The sequence below is a fragment of the Pseudomonas sp. PDM14 genome (genome assembly GCF_014851905.1).
In the GTDB taxonomy this organism is placed as follows: Bacteria; Pseudomonadota; Gammaproteobacteria; order Pseudomonadales; family Pseudomonadaceae; genus Aquipseudomonas.
Window position 1 is genome coordinate 118,317 of the sequence record NZ_JACVAQ010000001.1, and the last position, 20,943, is coordinate 139,259.

Annotated in this window: 18 protein-coding genes; 6 read left to right on the forward strand and 12 right to left on the reverse strand. The window is 65.6% G+C overall.

All coding sequences use genetic code 11. The features are described 5' to 3' along the window. Positions 1–361 precede the first annotated feature (361 nt). The 5 genes from IB229_RS00435 to IB229_RS00455 all read left to right on the forward strand — a co-directional run bounded on the left by IB229_RS00435 (position 362) and on the right by IB229_RS00455 (position 7,314). Positions 362–1,732 carry an ammonium transporter gene (locus tag IB229_RS00435; RefSeq protein ID WP_192323838.1) on the forward strand — a complete coding sequence of 457 codons (1,371 nt, stop codon included), beginning with the start codon at positions 362–364 and terminating at the stop codon, positions 1,730–1,732. A gap of 54 nt (positions 1,733–1,786) precedes the next feature. Next, positions 1,787–1,966 carry a hypothetical protein gene (locus IB229_RS00440; protein WP_192323839.1) on the forward strand — a complete coding sequence of 60 codons (180 nt, stop codon included), beginning with the start codon at positions 1,787–1,789 and terminating at the stop codon, positions 1,964–1,966. Between the two features lie 202 nt (positions 1,967–2,168). Further along, the gene (locus IB229_RS00445) at positions 2,169–3,587 is read left to right on the forward strand and encodes an ethanolamine ammonia-lyase reactivating factor EutA (protein ID WP_192323841.1); all 1,419 of its coding nucleotides are present in this window, start codon (positions 2,169–2,171) and stop codon (positions 3,585–3,587) included. Between the two features lie 20 nt (positions 3,588–3,607). Then, positions 3,608–5,818, forward strand: coding sequence for an ethanolamine ammonia-lyase subunit EutB (gene eutB / locus IB229_RS00450; protein ID WP_192323843.1), 2,211 nt, complete (start codon positions 3,608–3,610; stop codon positions 5,816–5,818). 17 nt (positions 5,819–5,835) lie between these two features. Next, complete coding sequence (locus tag IB229_RS00455) at positions 5,836–7,314, forward strand: aldehyde dehydrogenase family protein (protein WP_192323845.1); 1,479 nt, start codon at positions 5,836–5,838, stop codon at positions 7,312–7,314. Positions 7,315–7,420: 106 nt separating this feature from the next. On the opposite strand, the gene IB229_RS00460 is transcribed toward IB229_RS00455, so the two are convergent. The 12 genes from IB229_RS00460 to glnT form a co-directional block, all read right to left on the reverse strand. Beyond that, on the reverse strand, positions 7,421–8,113 hold the full coding sequence (locus IB229_RS00460; protein ID WP_192323847.1) for a type 1 glutamine amidotransferase: 693 nt from the start codon (positions 8,111–8,113) through the stop codon (positions 7,421–7,423). A gap of 9 nt (positions 8,114–8,122) precedes the next feature. After that, positions 8,123–8,467, reverse strand: a complete 345-nt coding sequence (locus tag IB229_RS00465; protein ID WP_192323849.1) for a DMT family transporter — start codon at positions 8,465–8,467, stop codon at positions 8,123–8,125. Positions 8,468–8,577: 110 nt separating this feature from the next. Then, positions 8,578–9,708 carry an aminomethyltransferase family protein gene (locus IB229_RS00470; RefSeq protein ID WP_192323851.1) on the reverse strand — a complete coding sequence of 377 codons (1,131 nt, stop codon included), beginning with the start codon at positions 9,706–9,708 and terminating at the stop codon, positions 8,578–8,580. 71 nt (positions 9,709–9,779) lie between these two features. After that, the gene (locus IB229_RS00475) at positions 9,780–10,808 is read right to left on the reverse strand and encodes a heme-dependent oxidative N-demethylase family protein (RefSeq protein ID WP_192323853.1); all 1,029 of its coding nucleotides are present in this window, start codon (positions 10,806–10,808) and stop codon (positions 9,780–9,782) included. Positions 10,809–10,886: 78 nt separating this feature from the next. Next, on the reverse strand, positions 10,887–11,831 hold the full coding sequence (locus IB229_RS00480; RefSeq protein ID WP_192323855.1) for a PDR/VanB family oxidoreductase: 945 nt from the start codon (positions 11,829–11,831) through the stop codon (positions 10,887–10,889). After that, positions 11,828–12,385 carry a dimethylamine monooxygenase subunit DmmA family protein gene (locus IB229_RS00485; protein ID WP_225578885.1) on the reverse strand — a complete coding sequence of 186 codons (558 nt, stop codon included), beginning with the start codon at positions 12,383–12,385 and terminating at the stop codon, positions 11,828–11,830. Before IB229_RS00485 ends, IB229_RS00480 begins: the two co-directional genes overlap by 4 nt. A gap of 535 nt (positions 12,386–12,920) precedes the next feature. Continuing rightward, positions 12,921–13,259 (reverse strand): P-II family nitrogen regulator, encoded by a 339-nt coding sequence (locus IB229_RS00490; RefSeq protein ID WP_192323857.1) that lies wholly within the window; start codon positions 13,257–13,259, stop codon positions 12,921–12,923. Between the two features lie 11 nt (positions 13,260–13,270). Further along, positions 13,271–14,593, reverse strand: coding sequence for an ammonium transporter (locus tag IB229_RS00495; RefSeq protein WP_192323859.1), 1,323 nt, complete (start codon positions 14,591–14,593; stop codon positions 13,271–13,273). Positions 14,594–15,452: 859 nt separating this feature from the next. Next, positions 15,453–16,775 carry an FMN-binding glutamate synthase family protein gene (locus tag IB229_RS00500; RefSeq protein WP_192323861.1) on the reverse strand — a complete coding sequence of 441 codons (1,323 nt, stop codon included), beginning with the start codon at positions 16,773–16,775 and terminating at the stop codon, positions 15,453–15,455. A gap of 81 nt (positions 16,776–16,856) precedes the next feature. Continuing rightward, on the reverse strand, positions 16,857–17,540 hold the full coding sequence (locus IB229_RS00505) for a protein glxC (protein WP_192323863.1): 684 nt from the start codon (positions 17,538–17,540) through the stop codon (positions 16,857–16,859). Positions 17,541–17,700: 160 nt separating this feature from the next. Then, positions 17,701–18,600, reverse strand: coding sequence for a class II glutamine amidotransferase (locus IB229_RS00510; protein ID WP_192323864.1), 900 nt, complete (start codon positions 18,598–18,600; stop codon positions 17,701–17,703). Between the two features lie 75 nt (positions 18,601–18,675). After that, on the reverse strand, positions 18,676–20,010 hold the full coding sequence (glnT, locus tag IB229_RS00515) for a type III glutamate--ammonia ligase (RefSeq protein WP_192323867.1): 1,335 nt from the start codon (positions 20,008–20,010) through the stop codon (positions 18,676–18,678). A 250-nt stretch (positions 20,011–20,260) separates the two neighbouring features. On the opposite strand from glnT, the gene IB229_RS00520 reads away from it, so the two are divergent. After that, a complete protein-coding gene (locus IB229_RS00520; RefSeq protein ID WP_192323869.1) occupies positions 20,261–20,860 on the forward strand; it encodes a helix-turn-helix domain-containing protein in 600 nt (199 codons plus the stop codon). The last annotated feature ends 83 nt before the right edge of the window (positions 20,861–20,943 follow it).

Genomic DNA, 20,943 nt, shown 5'->3' on the forward strand with positions numbered 1-20,943 from the left:
ACTGAACCGGGCGACCCAAATTCAAGCGCGGCGGTGTGGTTTGAACAGAAACGGGGCGTTTTTCGAGTTGCTGCCCCTTCGCGTGGAGCGCGGCGCCCATCGCGCCGTCGCCAGAGTGCGCAAAGCGGCCCCGCAAGACGCTCCGCGCCCCTGCGTGAACGGGCATCAACCCGGCACGCGCCCACGCAACGCGGGGAAAGGAGCAGAAAACCACGCACCAGACAGGAAAAATCACCGATCTGGCACAAGCTTTGCCTTTCCCCAAGGGAACTTTTTATAACTAGAAATAAAAGCCTTCGGCTACCTGGACGTCTCGATCTGCCACCAAAGCTATTCCAACGAACGCATCGAGGATTGAGTGATGGAAGAACAGAAAACACCGACTCTGGAAGAGCTGCAGGCTCTGATAGAGATGACCAACACCTTGAATATGGAAATATTCTACTGGTGGTGCATCGCTCTCATGATCATGATCCACGCCGGCTTCCTCTCCTACGAGATCGGCGCATCCCGCCTGAAGAACGCCCTCGCTGCCGGGGTCAAGAACATCCTGGCCTTCGGCTTCATCGTGCCAACCTTCTTCCTCTTCGGCTGGGCCATCTACAACGCCTTCCCTGACGGCCTCGTGCCGCGCATGGATGCCCTGATGGGCGCCATGCCGTGGAGCCAGTCCATGGGGCCGAACATCCAGGACAATGCCACCGGCATCTTCTGGGGCGCCTTCGCGCTGTTCGCCGCCACCACCGGCTCGATCCTTTCCGGCGCGATCATCGAACGCGCCCGGATGAGCGCCTTCATCGTCATGACCATCATCCTCGGGTCGTGCATCTGGCTGCTCGCTGCCTCTTGGGGCTGGCACCCGGAAGGCTGGCTCACCGTCAAATGGGGCTTCCATGACGTCGGCGCAGCGGGTTGCGTGCACATGATTGCCGGCTTCTTCGCCCTCGGCGTGCTGATCAACCTCGGCGCGCGCATCGGTCGCTTCAACCCGGATGGCAGCGCCAACGCCATCGTCGGCCACAGCATGCCAATGAGCGTGGTGGGCCTGATGATGATCATCGTCGGCTTCTTCGGTTTCCTCGGCGGCTGCATCATCTATAGCTCCGGCGCCCAGTGGATCAACATCTACGGCCAGCCGACCACCCTCTCCGCCTTCGCCTTCAACACCCTGATGGGCTTTGCCGGCGGCCTGATCGGCGCTTACCTGACCACCCGCGAACCCTACTGGATGATGTCCGGTGGCCTGGTCGGGATCATCTCCGTGGCACCCGGTCTGGACCTCTACCACCCCGGACTGGCCTACCTGATCGGCATGGGCGTTGCCGCCGCTGCGCCGCTGGTCAACAACCTGCTGCTCAAGCTCAAACTGGACGACGCGGTCGGCGCCTTCGCCGTACACGGCTTCGGTGGCTTCGCCGGCCTGGTGATCAGCGGGATCTTCCTCGCTGGCTACCCGAACATGAACGGCATGCCGGAGATCAGCTTCCTCGGTCAACTTGGCGGCGCACTGGTAATGGCGGCACTGGGTTTCATCCCTGGCTTCCTGATTTCCTACGCCCTGAAGAAAGCCGGCCTGCTGCGCGTTCCGGCACATGCCGAAGAACGCGGTCTGGACCTCACCGAAGTACCGGCCCAGGCCTATCCGGAATGGTCCGCCATGTACGGCGAAAAGCCTGTCGTCAGCAGCACCCCGGTGAACAGCCCGCTGATCGCCGAAAGCAAACCGGCCTGACGGCCATCCGGCGCGCCGTCCTTGCGGCGCGCCCCACCGAATAGGAGCAACGCCATGAGCATCAGCACCTACGAAGGCGCCAGTGCCGTTTTCACCTTCGCCGACAAACCCGCCGTACTCGGCCTGATCACCATCGTGGTGGTCGCCGTGACGATCTTCGCCCTGGTCGCCACCTTCACCCACGAGAAGCACAGCTACAGCCTGCCCGACGACCAGTTGGACAAGCTCAAGTAAGCATGGAGGCCGGCATCGCCAGATGCCGGCCTCCCCGCTTTCCGCCTGACGGCATGTTTCACCCCGCACTTCACTCGAAAGGCCGCAGTCGCCCGCACAAGGAATCCGACATGGCCTGGCGAGCATCCCGATTTCCCCTTCCCTGCAGCGATCTTGCGCGAACGCATAGCGGCTGCCACCTCGCCACTCCGAGCTGAACCGCATGGACAGCGCGCGCCCTATCCACCTGCTCGGCCTGGACTTCGGTTCCACCACCAGCAGCGCCCTGCTTGCCGAGGCGCGCATCGGCAGCCACAGCGTCAGCGGCCGCATGGGCATTGCCGAGCCACGTGTGCTGTATCGCTCGGAACCGGTGTTCACCCCGTTCGATGGCGATGGCCTGGATGAAACCCGCCTGCGCGAGCTGCTCGACGACTGGCTGCGCGACTGCGGCCTGGGCGACCAGCAGCCCTTCGCCGGCGCGGCGCTGGTCACGGGGCTCGCCGCACGCCAGCACAATGTTGCGGCGCTGACCCGGCTGATCGGCGAACGCATCGGCGACAGCCTGGTGGCCGCCGCCGACGACCCCGGCCTGGAGTCCTGGCTGGCGTTCATGGGCAACTGCGCCCTGCTCAGCCGCGCCCACCCGGACACGCAGATTCTCAACCTGGACATCGGCGGCGGCACCACCAACCCGGCCCTGGGCCTGAACGGCAACGTGCTGGCCTGCGGTTGCCACTTCATCGGCGCCCGCCACTGGCGCTTCGAACCCGGCAGCTACCGGCTACTGGGTCTGTCCGAACACGGCCGCGCGCTGCTCGAACACCTGGGCATCGACAGCAGTCTGGGCGAGCACCTCGGTGCCCGCGACATCCAGCGCCTGCTGGGCTGGCAGGTGAGCGCGCTGGAGGCCCTGGTCAGCGGCGATACGGCGTTCTTCGCCACGCCCATCGGCCACCTGCACCAGCAGGTGCCACTGCATCTGCCGGTTCTACAACAACCGCTGGCGCTGACCTTTTCCGGTGGCGTCGGCGAGCTGATCTACCGCCACCGCGAAGGCCTGCCCTGGCCTGCCACCACCACCTTTGGCGACCTGGGTATCGACTTGGCGCGTGCCATCCTTGCCTCGTCGATTCTGACCCAGGGCCCGCAACTGCTGCCGCAGACCCGTGGTCGCGCCACGGTCTACGGCCTGACCCTGCACAGCTGCGAAGTGTCCGGCAGCAGCCTGTACCTGCCCGCTGCCGAGGTGCTGCCGCTGCGCGACCTGCCAATCGTCGCGCACCTGCCGCTGGACTGCGACGACAGCGCCCTGCAGAACGCCCTCGACCTGGCCCGCCGGCGCCCGCAAGGCGCCTGCCTGCAGCTGCTCGGTGCTGATGCCGGCCTCGCCACTCTGCGCCACCTCGGTCAGCGTCTGGCCACGGCCCTGCGCGCCGGCCTGTTCGGCGCAGAGCAGCCGCTGGTGCTGCTGCTCGAAGCCAACGCCGGCAAGACCCTTGGCCACTACGCCAGCGACTGGGGGCGCCTGCCCTGTCGCCTACTGGTGATCGACGAAATCCCCGCGCGCCACGCCCAGTTCGTCCATATCGGCCGCCCGCATCAGCAGGTGGTGCCGGTGTCCTTCTTCGGCCTCGACTAGCCCTCACTCAGGAGACAGCCATGCGCCCGCTCGTCCCGCTAGACACGATCATCCTGCCCACGCCGCAGGCGGAACAGACCTACGACATCCTCATGCTGCAACGCGCGTTCCGCTTCCACGGCCTCAAACGCCTGCTCGGCGCCGCCGACATCAGCAAGGCCGGCGAGCGCGTGGCCGGCCTGGCCGCGGTCGATGAAGTGGAGCGCGAGGCGGCACGGGCGATTCTCTCCGGGTTGACCCTGCAGCACCTGTTCGACCACCCGCTGACCGACGCCCAGGGCCGCATCGACAGCGTCATGCGCATCAACTACCAGATCGACCACACAGTGTTCGCCGAGATCGCCGCACTGACCCTCGGCGAACTCAAGGACCGCCTGCTCGCCGCCAAGGGCCCGGAGATTCGCCGCATCGGCAGCGGCCTGACCGGGGTGATGGCCGCTGCGGTAGCCAAGCTGCTCGACGTGCACGAGCTGATCCTCCTGGCCAAGCGCCTCAAGCACGGCGCCGCGGCGCGGGCACGGACCCTGGTCGGCCTGCCCGGCACGCTGTCCTCGCGGCTGCAGCCCAACCACCCCACCGACAACCTGGCGGGCATGAGCCTGCTGGTCTACGCCGGCCTGTCGATGGGCTCCGGCGATGCGCTGATTGGCCTCAACCCGGCCATCGATACCGTGGACAACATCAGCGCCACCCTGCACCACCTCGACACGCTGCGCCGCGAGACCGGCGCACCGACCCAGATCTGCGTGCTCTCGCACATCAAGACCCAGCTGGCCTGCCTGGAGCGCGGCGCGCCGGTGGAGATCATGTTCCAGAGTCTGGCCGGCACCGAGCGCACACTGACCGACGAGTTCGACGTCACCGTCGAGCTGCTCGACCATGCCTACTCGGTGATGGCCGAGCACGGCCCGCTGGCGGCCAGCGCCGAGAACGTCATGTACTTCGAGACCGGCCAGGGCAGCGAGCTGACCTACAACAAGCACGAAGGCATCGACATGGCCACCTGCGAGGCGCTGTGCTACGGCCTGGCGCGACGCTACTCGCCGTTCATGGTCAACAACGTCACCGGCTTCATCGGCCCGGAGACCCACCTCGACAACTTCGAGATGACCTATTCGTGCCTGCAGGATCATTTCATGGGCAAGCTGCTCGGCCTGCCCATGGGCATGGCGCCGTGCTTCACCCTGCATTCGCAGGTCACCGCCGAAGGCCAGCAGATGGCCACCGAACTGCTCGCCGCCGCCGGTGCCAATTTCTTCATGGACGTGTACCTGGGCAACGACCGCATGCTCGCCTACTTCGATACCAGCGGCCACGACGACCAGACCCTGCGCGAGGTGCACGAGCTGAAACCGGCGCCGGAGTACCTGGCCTGGGCCCTGCAGCGCGGCATCTTCAGCCTGGACGAACACGAGCAGCTGCAGCGCGGGCCGAACTGGGGCAATCCGCGGCAGTTCTGCCATTCCGACCTCGACTATCAGCGCCTGCTGGAATCGGTGCCGGCCGCCTACGGCTTCGACAATGCCGGGCCGCGCCCAAGCAACCGGGTGGCGCGCACCCTGCGCGGCAACCAGGCGGTGGCGCGCCAGGCGATCTACGCCGACCTGCGCCCCGAGGAACTCGGTTTCGCCACCAACGGCCTGCCCGCACCGCGCCTGCTGGCCACCCGCGCCAGCAGCCGCGAGCAACACCTGGGCAACCCCGAGCTCGGTGCCCAGCTCGCCGACCACGCACTGGCCCGCCTGCAGGCCGAACACAACGATGTGCAGGTAGTGATTTCCGATGGCCTCAGTGCCGAGGCGGTGCACCACAACATGGCCGAGCTGCTGCCGGTGCTGTTCGACGGTCTGGCCAGCCAGGCGCTGCGCGTCGGCCGCACCGTGCTCGCGCCCTACGGCCGGGTCAAACTGGCCGAAGCGGTCGGCGAGACACTGCAGGCGCGCCTGGTGATCATGCTGATCGGCGAGCGCCCCGGCGGCGACGCCCTGGCCTCGCGCAGCCTGTCCGCCTACCTGGCCCTGCGCCTCGATGCGCGCGACCAGGCCGACGCCGCGCGCTTCAACGGCAACCCGCGCATCGCCTGGGAATACACGGTGATTTCCAACATCTACCGCGCCGGCCTGCCACCGCTGGAAGCCGGCAGCGTAATCGCCGAAAAAGCCCTGCAGATCCTCCGTTACGGCGCCGCCGGCAACCGCCTGGAACACCTGCTGAAACAGCACGCCGCCTGAGCGGCTAAGGAAACACCATGCTCGACCGTCCTCACCTGTACATCGATGGCCAGTGGCTCGCACCGCAACAGGCCGGCCACTTCGAGGTCTTCGACCCCAGCGACGCCAGCCTGCTAGCCAGGGTCGCCGCCGCCAGCGCGGCGGATGTCGACCTGGCCGTGAGCGCCGCGCGCCGCGCCTTCGACCACGGGCCCTGGCCACGCCTGTCTGGCGCCAAACGCGGGGCGATCCTGCGTCGTATCGCCGACGGCATTCGCGCCAACCTGGAAGACCTGGCCGTGCTCGAAGTACGCGACAACGGCAAGCCGCTGCCCGAAGCGCAGTGGGACATCGCCGACGCCGCCGGCTGTTTCGACTTCTACGCCGACCTGGCCGAGCGCCTGGATGGCGAGGAGCGCCCGATAGCCCTGGCCGACGCCCGCTTTCGCGCCAGCGTGGTCCGTGAACCGGTGGGTGTGGCAGCCGCGGTCATCCCCTGGAACTACCCGCTGCTGATGGCCAGTTGGAAGGTCGCCCCGGCCCTGGCCGCCGGCTGCTGCATGGTACTCAAGCCGTCGGAGCTGACCCCGCTGACTGCCCTGGAACTGGCGCGTATCACCGAAGCGGCCGGGCTGCCGGCCGGGGTACTCAACGTGCTGCCCGGCCTCGGTGGCGAAGCCGGCGCGGCGCTGGTCGAACACCCCGGCGTGGACAAGGTGGCCTTCACCGGCAGCGTTCCCACCGGCAGCCGGATCATGCAGGCCGCCGCCCGCGACGTGAAGAACATCAGCCTGGAGCTGGGCGGCAAGTCGCCCTTCATCGTCTTCGCCGATAGCGATATCGAGGCGGCGGTGGAGTGGATCCTGTTCGGCATCTTCTGGAACCAGGGCCAGGTCTGCTCGGCCACCTCACGGGTGCTGGTCGAGCGCGCGTTGTACCCGGCGCTGCTGGAGCGGCTGGTCGCGGAAACCCACAAGATCCGCATCGGCAACGGCCTGGAACCTGGCGTGCTGCTCGGACCGCTGGTCAGCGCCGGCCAGCACGCCAAGGTCAGCGCCGCCATCGCCCAGGGCATCGCTGACGGCGCCCGCCTGCTCTGCGGTGGCCAGCGGCCGGCTGACCTGCCCGAAGGCTGGTTTCTGCAACCCACGGTGTTCGCCGATGTGCCGCTGGACAGCGACCTGTGGCGCGAGGAAATCTTCGGCCCGGTGGTGTGCGTCAATCCGTTCGACGACGAAGCCGAGGCCCTGCGCCTGGCCAACGACAGCGCGTTCGGCCTGGCCGCCGCGGTGATGTCTGCCGACCTCGAACGCTGCGAGCGCGTCGCGCGAAAACTGCAGGCAGGCATCGTCTGGATCAACTGCTCGCAACCGACCTTCAGCGAACTGCCCTGGGGCGGCGTGAAGCGCAGCGGTATTGGCCGCGAACTCGGCGAATGGGGGTTGGACAATTACCTGGAGACTAAGCAGATCACCCGCTACGAAAGTGCCGAGCCTTGGGGCTGGTACATCAAGTAGCGACGGCTCGCGCGCTTGTGCTTGCACCGGCAAAACGGTGGATGGGTGGCGCGTCGTCCACCCTACACCTGCACGTCTTATCCGCGGGTAACCGTGGGTGGCGAGATCATTTCGCCAACAGGTAAGTCAGCACATCGCTCATCAGCCCCTGCGCCACCCGGTAGCGTTCGGCCGGCACCGCGGCCAGCTCGGCAGCGCTCTGCACCCAGCGCCCCGGTTGCAGGTCGGCGCCGAATTCGGCGAGCAGATCGCTGACGATCGCGGGGGTCATCTCCGGGTGGCACTGCAGACCGATCACCCGCCGGCCGATCTGGAACGCCTGGTTGCGGCACGCCTCGCTGGAGGCCAGCAGGGTCGCGTCCGCCGGCAGGGCGAAAGTCTCGCCATGCCAGTGCAACAGCTCGATACGCGGTGGAAAGGTGAAGCACTCCTCTCCCACCCTGTCCGCTCGCCACACCGGGAACCAGCCGACTTCCACCTCGGCATTGGGCTGCACCTGCGCGCCCAGCGCACTGGCGATCAGCTGCGCGCCGAGGCACACGCCTAGCACCGCCACCTCGTTGGCGATGGCCTCACGCAGGAAGGCCTTTTCCGTCACCAGCCAGGGCAGCGCCGACTCGTCGTTGACGCTCATCGGCCCGCCCATGGCGATGATCAGGTCGATGCCGACAAGCTCGGGGAGCTGCGCATCGGCTTCGTAGAAACGGCTGTAGGACAGCTGCGCGCCCCGCTGGCGGAACCACTCGGCCATGCTGCCGATGTCTTCGAACGGAACGTGCTGCAGAACGTGTATACGCATTGATTTACCTCAGGCAGCGCTCGGCGCCGGTTCGACCAGTTTGAGACCGACAATGCCGGCCACGATCATGACCAGGCACAAGCTGCGCAACAGACCCAGACTCTCACCCAGTACCAGTACGCCATAGAGCACGATGCCGAGCGTGCCGATACCGACCCACACGGCGTACGCCAGCCCCATTGGCAACACCCGTACCGAGAGGCTCAGCAGGTAGATGCTGAGGAGCAGGAAGAAGCTGCAATACAGGCTCGGCCACAGCCGGGTAAAGCCTTCGGTGCGCGGGATGATCGTCGCGTACAGCACCTCGCAAAGGCCCGCCAGCAGCAGGTAGCCCCATCCATTCAGCCAGGTCATGGTGTCGCTCCTTTCATGGCGTGACTGCGGCAAGTCGGGCCACATCCCTGTCGCCCTGTTCCCTTGCCCCAGGAACTCGTTGGTATTGCGTTGAAGTGATTGCTAGCGGGTCACCCCTTGGCCGTACGCTTCTTCTTCTCCGGATCATCGAACGGCAGGGTGTGGGCGATGGCGTTCACCGCCAGGCTGCCCTTCACTTCCAGCTTCACGCCCTGCTCGGCATAGGGCACATCGAGACGGGCGATAGCCATGGATTTACCAGTCAGGCGCGAGTACACCGCACAGGTGATCACCCCAACCTGCTTGCCATCCGCCCACAGGGTGTCGCCGCCTTCGGCAGCCTGGCTGCCCTCGAGCAGCACGCCGAATATCTTGAAGCGCTCCTTGCCCTTGAGCCGACGGTGCTCGGTGGCGCCACGGAAGTCGCTCTTGGTCGGCGACACGGTGAAGTCCAGGCCCAGTTCCCAGAGGGTGTCGCCGGCCGGCTGGTCGGCGAAGGGGTATATTTCCGAATTGTCGTAGGGGAAGAACAGCAGGTAGCTCTCCACCCGCAGCCAGTCCAGCGCGGTGAAGGCACAGGGGATGATGCCCATGGCCTTGCCCTTCTCCAGGATGGTGTCCCAGATGAACGGCGCGTCGGCCGCCTTGCAGAAGATCTCGTAGCCACGTTCGCCGGTGTAGCCGGTGCGCGAGAGCATCACCGGGCGGTCGAACAGTTTGGTCTGCATGTGGTGGAAGTACGGCAGGTCGCGAATCCCCGGCACATGTTCGGCGAGGAAATCCACCGCCAGCGGTCCCTGCAGCGACAGGTCGTGCATGTCGTCATCGAACAGCACCGCCACCTGGCGGCCCTGGGCCGAGCGCACCAGCGACTCGTAGCCGGTGCCGGAGCCGTGCACCACCATGAAGGCGTTGGGCCCGGTCCGGTAGATCACGCAGTCGTCGATGAACTTGCCGCCCTCGTTGAGGATGGTGGCGTACACGCTCTTGCCCGGGTAGACCTTAGACATGTCGCGGCTGGTGGCGTAGTCCAGCAGGCTTTCGGCGTGCGGGCCGACGTAGTGGACCTTTTTCAGCCCGGACACGTCCATCAGCCCGGCACGGGTGCGGATCGCCTCGTGCTCGTCGGCCAGGTCGCTGGCGTAGGTCCATGCGGTGCCCATGCCGCTCCAGTCTTCGAGCTTGGAACCCAATGCGCGATGACGATCGGCAAGGGCGGAAATGCGCCAGGAATTGGCCATGGTGATTCTCCTGTCTCGTTTTTCTATAAAGCCGTTCTATGAAGCCTGCACACAGGCGATGGAAAGCGGGTTCAGGCGGCGCACGCCTGGGGGTCGAACTGGCGCAGCCAGTCCACGGCGGTCTGCCGGTAACGGGTCAGGCCCTTGTAGTCGGCGATGGCGTCCGGCAGGTCGCGCAGCACGCGGTGCAGGCGACAGGCCCAGGCCGGATTGGTGGCCAGCTCTTCCAGGCTGATCAGGTAGGTGCGGATGCCGAACAGCAGCGCGTTGCTGCGCGGCAGGCGTGGCATGAACTGCAGCTCGACCCGCAGGTGCACCAGCTTGGCGACGTTTTCCGGGGTGATCGTGCCGCGCTCATGGCCCCACTCATGGAAGGTCTCGGACGAGGTGTCCAGGCGCGGGTTGATGGTCATGGTCCAGTTCAGGCGGCGCACCGGATGGCCGACCTGGATGTTCAGCAGGTACTTCAGCGCCCGCTCGAACACGCCGAGCTGATGGGCCACGCCCGGCACGGGCGAGTGCCACTGCTGGAAGCTCATGCCGGCGTCGAACTTGATCGACCAGTCCGCCGGGCAGGTGACCATGCCGGCATCCATGAACAGGTCGCCATCGCGCTGATCGAGCACGGCGAAATCGCCCTGGGCCTGGCGGGTGATGTATTCCAGCGGCTCGCACGGCAGCGTCGTGGCGTCACCGAAGGTGAAGCGCTGCTCGATGCCCAGCGGCCGGTTGGTCCACAGCCACTGGTCACCGTCGCGCTGCAGGGCGAAGTGCTCCGGGTAGTCGCTGGACAGGTGCTCCATGAGCATCTCCAGGGTGTCCCAGGAGGCCTGCGCCATGTGCGGCATGACCAGGCAGCGCTCCGGGTCCTTCTCCAGCACGCGGGCACGTTCGGCCATCTCGGAGAGGTAGTGCTCGTCGATGTCGAACCAGTGCTGGTAGATCGAGCCCGGCTCGCGCGGCGTGGCCGGCTCGATGTTCACCGAGTACATGTAGTTGTCCTCGGGGAACGGGAAGGGAAAACGCGCAATGGCCTGCGGGCTGTTGCTGAAGGTGAAGTCGTCCCGATAGGTTTCCAGGGGTTTCATCACTACGGACATAAAACGCTCCAGTCTGGCGAGGTACGTAGGGTGCGCCGTGCGCACCGCTCCCAATCGTGGTGGTGCGCCAGGCGCACCCTAGAGGTCGAGCAACAGTGGGCTGGCGCAGCCACCACGGGACACGCAGGGCATCAGCGAATCGCTGCGCTGTGTCTCGTCGAGGTAGTGGTCGCGGTGTTCCACCTCGCCGCCCACGTAGCGCGTGGCGCATTGCCCGCAGACGCCGCCGCGGCACAGGTTGGGGATTTCCACCCCGGCGGCCTCCAGCGCCTCCAGCAGGCTGTGATCGGCCGGCACCTCGATGCGCCGGCCACTGCCAACCAGTTCGACGGCGAACGGCAGGCCCGGCTCGGGCGCGGCGAAGGCTTCCCAGTGCACTCGGCTATCGGCCCAGCCAAGCGCCTGGGCCTGCTCACGCAGGGCATCGAGCAGGCGCTGCGGCCCGCAGGCATAGAGGTGCGCGCCCAGCGGTTGCGCGGCCAACAGCGCGGCGCAATCCAGGCGCTCGCCGGCGCTGGAATCGTAGGTATGCAGGCGCTCGCCCAGGCGCGCGGCGAGGTCGTCGGCGTAGGCATCGGTGAGGCGGCCGCGGAAGGCATAGTGCAGCTCGAAAGAGGCGCCGCGGGCCTGCAGCTCGGCGATGTAGGCCATGAACGGGGTGATACCGATGCCACCTGCCACCAGCACGTGATGGCGGGCCTGGGAGTTCAGCGGAAACAGGTTGTGCGGCACCGACAGCTGCAGGCGATCACCGACCGCGACCTGCTCGTGCAGGTAGCGCGAGCCACCGCGCGAGTCGTCCTGCAGGCGCACGGCGATGCGATAACGGCGCGGATCGGCCGGGTCGCCGAGCAGCGAGTAGGCGTTACGCAGGGTGCGGCCTTCCAGCGGCATCGCCACCTGCACGTGGCTTCCGGAAGAGAACGCCGGCAGGCTGCCCTCCTCGGCCTCGAAGGTGAATTCCCGCACCACCGGGGTCAGCTGGCGCACGGCCGTGACCTTGACGTTCATCAGCGCGCTCACGGCCGGGCCTCCACACTGCGACCATCCGCGTACGGCTGGTCGGGATCAATGCACACACCCATGTAGGCGCCCAGACGGCGGGAGAAATGTTCGCGCACCAGCAGCCGCACGCCGCAGTGGCTGCAGCAGGTTTCGCCCACTTCGCCGATGTCCTGAAAGGTCGAGCAGTGCACGCAGAACAGGCGCTTGCGCTCGCCGCGCTTGAACAGTTCGATCTCGTCGCCGAGCAGGCCGGCGTGCCGGGCCAGGCGGTAGACATGCCAGAGGAAGGTCTCGTCGCCGACCACATACAGGCGCGTGCCGACCTGGGCGTCTTCCAGCAGCAGCTGCAGGCGCAGGTAAAGCCCGAGCGGATCGGCGAAGCACTCCTGCTCGATCGCTGTCGGCAGCTCGCCACTGAGGCAGAGCAGCAGGGTTGGCGTCGCGGGTTCCAGCAGCGTGGCGGCGTGGGCGGCGTCCTGCGCCACCACCACCCGATGACGCGCCGGATGCGTCGAAGCCTGGCTGGCATACCTGGGTTTGCTGAACATTACATCGCCGGTGGATGCAGTCATCTGAAGCCCTCCCTGACGCGCCGGAAAGCGCCTGTGAGTGGTTGTGCAAAGTGACGCCTAAAAATTCCCACAGGGAACTTTTTGTTCTTTTTAAGAAAGCACGGAACATGCCACTTTCGGCCGCCGCCGGGATTTCCGCGTGCTGGTTGGGCGTGGCGTAAACCGCGGGCTGGCGGGGTGTTTTGCGGCTGCACTACGGGTGGTCAAATCGGTGCTGCGCGCGCCGATTCGGCGCAAGGCGGGTCAATCGTGAAGAGGCCTGTTGGCCGGTGAATGGCTAGGCCGAACGGGTTGCGATTAGCGTTATGGAGGCGCCGGGCACGGCCACACTGGTGCTGCCGTCGTAGGGTGCGCCGTGCGCACCAGGTGCCCCCCATCGGTACGCGGCGCACCGGTTCACGACTCATTGGTGCGCGGTCCATCGGTGCGCGCGGCGCACCCTACGCAAGCACCGCGCAATAACGGGTTTCGCAGACACGGATCGCCATGAAAAACGCCGGCACGGGGCCGGCGTCGTTCATCTGCGGTGTTCGGCCTAGACGGCGTCACCGCCCTCCTCGCCGGTACGGATACGCACCACCGTGGCGAGGTCATGGACGAAGATCTTGCCGTCGCCGATCTTGCCGGTACGCGCCGCCTTGAGGATGGCGTCCACGGCCGCCTGGCAGCGCTCGTCGGTGACAGCCGCTTCGAGCCTCACCTTGGGCACCAGGTCGACCACGTATTCGGCGCCGCGGTAGATCTCCGAGTGGCCCTTCTGCCGGCCGTAGCCCTTGACCTCGGTAACGGTCAGGCCGGTGACGCCAACCTCGGCCAGCGCCTCCCGCACATCGACCAGGCGAAAGGGTTTGATGACTGCGCTGATCAGTTTCATGGCAGTCCCCCTCAGTTCGAGTACTTGTAGCCGACTTCGCCATGGGCGGAGAGATCCAGGCCATCGACCTCGACCTCTTCTTCCACGCGCAGCCCGCCACACAGCAGGGAAGCGATCTTGTAGGCGATCCAGCTGCTCACCGCCGAGAAGACGATGCTGAACAGCAGCGCACCGCCGTTGACCAGCAACTGCTCGCCCAGGCCACGGCCTTCGACGAAGCCTTGGCCACCGAGGCTGGTCAAGGCGAATACCGGGGTCAGCAGGCCGCCGAGAATGCCGGCGACACCGTGCACGCCGAACACGTCAAAGGCGTCATCCAGGCCGAGCATCGGCTTGAGTTTTTCCACCGCCCAGACGCACACCGGCGCAGCGATGAAGCCGAGCAGGATGGCGCCCATCGGGCCGACGAAGCCGCAGGCCGGGGTGATGATCACCAGGCCGGAAATGGCCCCGGAAATCGCGCCGAACAGGCTCGGCTTGCCACGGTGCAGCCATTCCACCAGCAGCCAGGCCAGGGCACCGGCGCAACTGGCGAGCATGGTGTTGACGATCACCAGCATGGCGAAACCGCTGGCGGCCAGGGCGCAGCCGCCGCAGAAACCCAGCCAGCCTACCCAGAGCAGCGAGCCGCCGGTAAAGGTCATGGTCATGTTGTGCGGCGCCAGTGCCGAAGTGCCGTAGCCGCGACGCTTGCCGATCAGCCAAGCACCGACCAGGGCGGCGATGCCGACGTTGAGGTGCACCACGTTGCCGCCAGCGAAGTCCTGCACGCCGAGGTCGAAGACCCAGCCGCCGCCCCAGGCCATGTGCGCCATGGGGATGTAGTTGATGGTCAGCCACACCGCCATGAACACCAGCACCGCGGCAAACTTCATGCGCTCGGCGAAGGCGCCGACGATGATCGCCGGGGTGATCGCGGCGAACAGCAGCATGAACAGGAAGTACAGGTACTCGGGGATGGTACCGACCACCGAATCGGGGCTGACGCCACCGAGAAACAGCTTCTCGGTGCCACCGATGATCGCCTGCAGCGAGCCACCGTCAGCGAAGGTCAGGCTGTAGCCGTAGACCGCGAACAGCACCGACATCAGTGCCGTGGTGACAAAGACCTGGGTCAGTACCGACAGCACGTTCTTGCTGCGCGCCATGCCGCCGTAGAACAGCGCCAGGCCGGGCAGTGTCATCAGCAGTACTACCAGCGCGCACACCACCACGAAGGCGGTGTCGCCGCTGTTGATGGTCGGCACCACGGCCTCTTCCGCCTGGGCCGCGACACTGCCCAACAGAACAGAAGCCCCCAACAGGCTGCGCCCAACAGGTAAAAATCGGTTCATTGCCTACTACCCCCAATACGTTCGATTACCGACGGGATTGATCCAGCCTCGCTGTCGGATGCGAGGACGGACGTTTGCGAAAGCGTGTGTGGCGAGAGTGCCGAGCCGGCCTGGAATTCACCGGCAAAACACCACGTTTAAATTCCTTAAAGGAAATTTAATTTCCTATTTCTCATAGCAAAGCGCTTGCCAGAATTGCTGTGATGCCGGCGATTCATTGCAGGTTATTGATTGGTATAGGCTTTATTTGAAGGGACTGAATTCGAGCGGACTGAAGGAAAACGGCAGCAGGCAGCCATGCGTTTTCCTGGTGCGATTTTTATATTCCACACTGGTAAAACGCGAATGACTGGAAGCGGGAATGGAGCAGCGTTGTTGGAGGCAGTGCGGCCCGACCATCGCAGTCAGAACCTGCAACTGCGCGTGCTCTACTGTTGATCGTGTTGATCGTTCCCACGCTCCGCGTGGGAACGCCGTTACAGACGCTCTGCGTCTGCGGGACGCGGAGCGTCCCGGGTCAGGTACCCACGCTGGAGCGTGGGCACCATCGGACTTTTGTACGGACACTGATCGTTCCCACGCTCCGCGTGGGAATGCAGCTGCAGACGTTCTGCGTCTGCGGGGCGGAGCGTCCCGGGCCAGGTACCCACGCTGGAGCGTGGGCACCATCGGACTTTTGTATGGACACTGATCGTTCCCACGCTCCGCGTGGGAGTGCCGCTACAGACGCTCTGCGTCTGCGGGACGCGAAGCGTCCCCGGATCGGGTTACCACGCGGAGCGTGGGAACCATCAGGGCGCTCTTGCAAAAAGGGCCGCAACACTCAAGCGTTGCGGCCCTTTTCATTTCGCGGTTGGGCTCAGAACTTCTGCCCCGGCACCCAGTTGGTGCCGGCCAGCGGTACGCGGGCCATGGCGGCGGCTTCCACGGTCAGCGCTACCAAGTCCTCGGGGTCGAGGTTATGCAGGTGCGACTTGCCGCAAGCGCGGGCCATGGTCTGCGCTTCCAGCACCAGCACGCGCAGGTAGTTGGCCAGGCGACGCCCCGCCGCGACCGGGTCGAGGCGCTTGGCCAGTTCCGGGTCCTGGGTGGTGATCCCGGCCGGGTCGCGGCCGTTCTGCCAGTCGTCGTAGAAGCCGGCCGCCGAGTCGATCTGCTTCAGCTCCTCGTCCAGCCGCGGGTGGTTGTCGCCGAGGGCGATCAGCGCCGCGGTGCCGATGGCTACCGCGTCGGCGCCCATGGCCATGGCCTTGGCCACGTCGGCACCGGTGCGGATACCGCCGGAGACGATCAGCTGCACCTTGCGGTGCATGTCCATCTCCTGCAGCGCCTGCACGGCCTGCGGAATGGCCGAGAGGATCGGGATGCCGACGTGTTCGATGAACACTTCCTGGGTCGCCGCGGTGCCGCCCTGCATGCCGTCGAGGACGATCACGTCGGCGCCCGCCTTCACCGCCAGCTTGACGTCGTAGTACGGGCGGCTGGCGCCGATCTTCACGTAGATGGGTTTTTCCCAGTCGGTGATCTCGCGGATCTCGGCGATCTTGATCGCCAGGTCATCCGGGCCGGTCCAGTCCGGGTGGCGGCAAGCACTGCGCTGGTCGACGCCGACCGGCAGGGTGCGCATGCCGGCCACGCGTTCGGTGACCTTCATGCCCAGCAGCATGCCGCCACCGCCGGGCTTGGCGCCCTGGCCGAGGACGATCTCGATGGCGTCGGCCTTGCGCAGGTCGTCCGGGTTCATGCCGTAGCGCGACGGCAGGTACTGATAGACCAGGTGCTGCGACTGGCCGCGCTCTTCCGGGGTCATGCCGCCGTCACCGGTGGTGGTGCTGGTGCCGGCGATGGTCGCGCCACGGCCGAGGGCTTCCTTGGCGTTGGCCGACAGCGCACCGAAGCTCATGCCGGCGATGGTCACCGGAATCTTCAGGTGGATCGGCTTCTTGGCGAAGCGGTTGCCGAGCACCACGTCGGTGCCGCACTTCTCGCGGTAGCCTTCCAGCGGGTAGCGCGACATGCTCGCACCGAGCAGCAGCAGGTCGTCGAAGTGCGGCAGCTTGCGCTTGGTGCCGCCGCCGCGAATGTCATAGATGCCGGTCTCGGCGGCACGCTGGATTTCCTGGATGGACAGGCGGTCGAACGTGGCGGACTCGCGCAACACCGGGGGGATTTTCTCGCTCATTTCAAATTCCTCGTCTGGCAGTGGTGCGCACGGCGCACCCTACAGGGCCTCGGTGCGCCAGGCGCACCGAGCGGTGCTAAATCAGTACGCCGACGCGTTGTCGACCTTGAAGTTGTAGAGCTGGCGGGCCGAGCCGTAGCGCTTGAAGCTGGCCGGGTCCTCGTCGAAGCCGGCGCGGTTGAGCAGGCCCTTGAGTTCTTCCAGGTGCTCGGCGCGCATCTCTTTTTCGATGCAGTCCGAACCCAGCGACTTGACCGTGCCCTTGATGTAGATGCGCGTCTCGTAGAGCGAATCGCCCAGTGCATCGCCAGCGTCGCCGCACACCACCAGGCGTCCGGCCTGACCCATGAAGCAGCTCATGTGGCCGATGTTGCCGCCGACCACGATGTCGATGCCCTTCATCGAGATGCCGCAGCGCGCGCCGGCGTCGCCCTCGATCACCAGCAGGCCGCCATGCGCGGTGGCACCGGCCGACTGCGAGGCGCTGCCCTTGACCCGGACCATGCCGGACATCATGTTCTCGGCCACGCCGACACCCACGTTGCCGTGCACGGTGACGCTGGCGCGCTGGTTCATCCCGGCGCAGTAGTAACCGGCGTGGCCCTCGATATCGACGGTCAACGCCTCGTTCAGGCCGACGGCCAGGTTGTGCTTGCCGCCACTGTTGGTCACCTGCCATTCGCGCTCGAACAGATTGCCGGCCTGGTCATGCAGGGCTTGGTTGAGGTCGCGTACCGAGACGCTGGAAAGGTCGATGGTTTTCATTCTGCTGTCTCCAATAAGTATCCAATCGAGGCCAGGCCGTAGCGAGCGCGCCGAGTGCTAGGAAGGACCGCAGCGATTCGCGAGACAGTACGAGTAGTACGGCGAGCGAAACGCGAGGACCTGACGCCGCAATCGGTGCGCGCAGCAGGCATGGGTCGATTCACGCTCTTTCCCAGATGTACATGGTCGCCGGCTCCGGCTCCCAGACCTTGGCCTTGTCGATGCCCGGCAGGGTCGACAGCGCCTGGTACTCGGAGGCCATGGCCACGTAGTCGTCGGTCTCGGCGAGGATCGCCGGCTTGCAGGCGATCGGGTCGCGGATCACCGCGAAGCCGTCGCGGGTGCCGATGGCGAAGGTGAAGAAGCCGTCGAGGTCTTCCAGCGAATGGTCGAGGGCCTCCTTCAGCGAATCACCTTCGCGCAGGCGCCAGGTCAAGTAGCCAGCGGCCACTTCAGTGTCGTTGTCGGTCTCGAACTCGATGCCGTGGCGACGCAGTTCCTGGCGCAGGCGGAAGTGGTTGGACAGCGAGCCGTTGTGCACCAGGCACAGGTCCTGGCCGGTGGAGAACGGGTGGCTGCCCTCCATGGTTACCGCGCTCTCGGTGGCCATGCGGGTGTGGCCGATGATGTGGCTGCCCTTCATCTTGGCCAGGGAAAACCGCTCGGAGATTTCCGCCGGCAAGCCCATGCCCTTGAGAATCTCGATGCTCTGGCCGACGCTCATCACCCGCACCTGCGGGGCCAGCTCGGCCAGGGCGGCGCGTACATCGGCCTCGGCAGCGGTGGTCTTGAGCACGGCAGCGCTGGCGTTCTGGAACCAGTCCAGCGAGCAGCCCAGGCGGCCTTCCAGCTCGCCCATCAGCGCCTGGTAGTCGACATCGGCACCGGTGCTCTGCAGGGTCAGCTTGATCCAGCCATCCTTCACTTCATCGCCGTAGATGGCGAAGCCAGCGCTGTCCGGGCCACGGTCAGTCATGGCCAGCAGCATGGGTTCGAACAGCGCGCCGAGCTGGGACTCCAGCGCCGGGTTCTTCAAGTACAGGCCTACGATTCCACACATAAAGGGTTCCTCATCGCCTCCCGCAGGAGGCTCTGTCAGTGATGGGTGCACATGCCCGCCGCAGCGGGCGCGCGGCTAGAAGAATTCGGTGTAGCGCTCGATTTCCCAGTCGGAGACATGGCGGCTGTATTCCACCCACTCCATGCGCTTGAGCTTGATGAACTCGTCGACGATTTCCGGGCCGAGCACTTCGCGGAACAGCGGGTCGGCTTCCAGCGCGTCGCAGGCTTCCTTGAGCGACTGCGGCAGGGTGTCGATGCCGCGCGCGGCGATCTCCTCCAGGCTCAGCTTGTAGAGGTTCTCGTTGCACGCGGTGCCCGGGTCGAGCTGACGGTCGATGCCGTCGAGGCCGGCGGCAATGATCGCGGCGCTGACCAGGTACGGGTTGCAGCCAGCGTCCGGCAGACGGAACTCGATGCGCCCGTAGGGGATACGCAGCATCGCCGAGCGGTTGTTGTCGCCGTAGGCGATGAACGCCGGCGCCCAGGTCGCCCCCGACAGCGAACGGCCAACGACCAGACGCTTGTAGGAGTTCACCGTCGGCGCGGCGAACGCGCACAGCGCCGGGCCGTGGGCCAGCAGGCCGGCGAGGAAGTGATAGGCCAGCTTCGACAGGCCCATGCCGCTCGGGTCGCTGGCGTCATGGAACAGGTTCTTGTTGGTGGCGCTGGCGATCGACAGGTGAAAGTGCATGCCGTTGCCGGCGCGGCGCGGGTCCGGCTTGGGCATGAACGAGCAGATCATGCCCAGGTCGTTGGCGATCTCGCCGGCGGCCATGCGGAAGAAGGTGAAGCGGTCCGCCGACTCCATCGCATCGCTGTAGGTGTAGTTGATCTCGAACTGGCCGCAGGCGTCTTCGTGGTCGATCTGGTAGATGTCGAAACCGACCGGCTGCAGAGCTTCGGTGAGCTTCTCGAGGAACACCCGCGAGCGCGACAGGCCCTTGTAGTCGTAACAGGGCTTCTCCAGCTTGTCGCTGCCATCGACCGGGCTGAGCTTGCCGTCGGCACCGCGGCGGAACAGGCTGAACTCGGGCTCCAGGCCGGTGTTCAGGGTCCAGCCACGATCAGTCAGGCGCTGCACCTGCTGCTGCAGTACATAGCGGGTGTCATAGGGATGCGGCTGGCCATTGACGTGGCCGATGCACACCACCCGCCCGTAACCCGGCTGCCAGGGCACCGGGGTCAGGGTGCTGAGGTCGCCCCGGGCCATGAAGTCCGGGCCATGGGGCTCCATGCCCATCCCCCAGATGGCGAAACCGGCGAAACCGGCGCCCTCCTCGGCCACGGCCTTGAGACCGGACACCGGCACCGACTTGGTCTTGGCCGCGCCGTGTATATCGACAAACTGCGCCAGCACATACTTGATGCCGTGCTGGTCGATGATTCGCTGGGTTTCGCTGGGCAACATGGTTATGACCTCCGGTTGTGCCGCCGATTATTCCAATCAGGAAAGTTACTTTCCCCAAAAGAAATGCAAGCAGCTTGCCAACCTCTGTCATCCCGCCAATTCCCCGCTGTGCCGCGCTGTCCTTCTATCTATAGGGGAAAAATGCTTTCATACGGGGAAACTAATACGCGATGCATGCACCGAATGGATGCAGGGCGATAATTCTTGGTGCGAATTTTTTATTCCTAATAAGCGGAGCACACACGCTCACATGACCATAACCGTAGATAGCCAACCCCGCCTCAAGCTCGAACAGTACCTGGGCATGCAGATCCGTCGGCAGCGCCAGGCCCAGGAACTGAAGATCGCCGATGTCGCGCGCATCGCCGGCATCAGCCAGGGCATGCTGAGCAAGATCGAGAACGCCCAGGTCTCCACCAGCCTGGACACCCTAAGCCGTCTCTGCGATGCACTCGGCATGCCCATGTCCAAACTGTTCAGCCAGTACGACCAGCAGGACAGCGGCGCCCTGCTGGTGGAAGCCGGCGAAGGCCTGGAAGTGGTGCGACGCGGCACGGAGAAGGGTCACACCTACCACCTGCTCAACCACACCCGCGGCCCGAACAAGACCTTCGAGGCGTACATGGTCAGCATGGGCGACGCCAGCGAGGAATTCCCGACCTTCGCCCACCCCGGCACCGAGTTCCTTCACCTGCTCGAAGGTGAACTGGTGTACCGCCACGGCAACCAGCTCTACCCGATGAAAGCCGGCGATAGCCTGACCTTCGACGGCGAGGTACCGCACGGCCCGGAGAAGCTGGTCAAGGTGCCGATTCGGCTGCTGTCGATCATGAACTACGGTAGGGATTGATCGCCCACGGCAACTGCTCAACCTTTTCAACGCGACGAGAGATAGGGTTTGGGCAATGGGTTGAAGGTGAATGGCTGCAAGCG

Coding starts and splice junctions, on each gene's coding strand:
- IB229_RS00490 (WP_192323857.1), bottom strand. CDS start 13,259: ATGAAACTGATCAGCGCAGTCATCAAACCCTTTCGCCTGGTCGATGTG.
- IB229_RS00435 (WP_192323838.1), top strand. CDS start 362: ATGGAAGAACAGAAAACACCGACTCTGGAAGAGCTGCAGGCTCTGATA.
- IB229_RS00465 (WP_192323849.1), bottom strand. CDS start 8,467: ATGACCTGGCTGAATGGATGGGGCTACCTGCTGCTGGCGGGCCTTTGC.
- IB229_RS00520 (WP_192323869.1), top strand. CDS start 20,261: ATGACCATAACCGTAGATAGCCAACCCCGCCTCAAGCTCGAACAGTAC.
- IB229_RS00485 (WP_225578885.1), bottom strand. CDS start 12,385: ATGACTGCATCCACCGGCGATGTAATGTTCAGCAAACCCAGGTATGCC.
- IB229_RS00505 (WP_192323863.1), bottom strand. CDS start 17,540: ATGAAAACCATCGACCTTTCCAGCGTCTCGGTACGCGACCTCAACCAA.
- IB229_RS00470 (WP_192323851.1), bottom strand. CDS start 9,708: ATGGCCAATTCCTGGCGCATTTCCGCCCTTGCCGATCGTCATCGCGCA.
- IB229_RS00475 (WP_192323853.1), bottom strand. CDS start 10,808: ATGTCCGTAGTGATGAAACCCCTGGAAACCTATCGGGACGACTTCACC.
- IB229_RS00495 (WP_192323859.1), bottom strand. CDS start 14,593: ATGAACCGATTTTTACCTGTTGGGCGCAGCCTGTTGGGGGCTTCTGTT.
- glnT (WP_192323867.1), bottom strand. CDS start 20,010: ATGTTGCCCAGCGAAACCCAGCGAATCATCGACCAGCACGGCATCAAG.
- IB229_RS00460 (WP_192323847.1), bottom strand. CDS start 8,113: ATGCGTATACACGTTCTGCAGCACGTTCCGTTCGAAGACATCGGCAGC.
- IB229_RS00445 (WP_192323841.1), top strand. CDS start 2,169: ATGGACAGCGCGCGCCCTATCCACCTGCTCGGCCTGGACTTCGGTTCC.
- IB229_RS00455 (WP_192323845.1), top strand. CDS start 5,836: ATGCTCGACCGTCCTCACCTGTACATCGATGGCCAGTGGCTCGCACCG.
- eutB (WP_192323843.1), top strand. CDS start 3,608: ATGCGCCCGCTCGTCCCGCTAGACACGATCATCCTGCCCACGCCGCAG.
- IB229_RS00500 (WP_192323861.1), bottom strand. CDS start 16,775: ATGAGCGAGAAAATCCCCCCGGTGTTGCGCGAGTCCGCCACGTTCGAC.
- IB229_RS00510 (WP_192323864.1), bottom strand. CDS start 18,600: ATGTGTGGAATCGTAGGCCTGTACTTGAAGAACCCGGCGCTGGAGTCC.
- IB229_RS00440 (WP_192323839.1), top strand. CDS start 1,787: ATGAGCATCAGCACCTACGAAGGCGCCAGTGCCGTTTTCACCTTCGCC.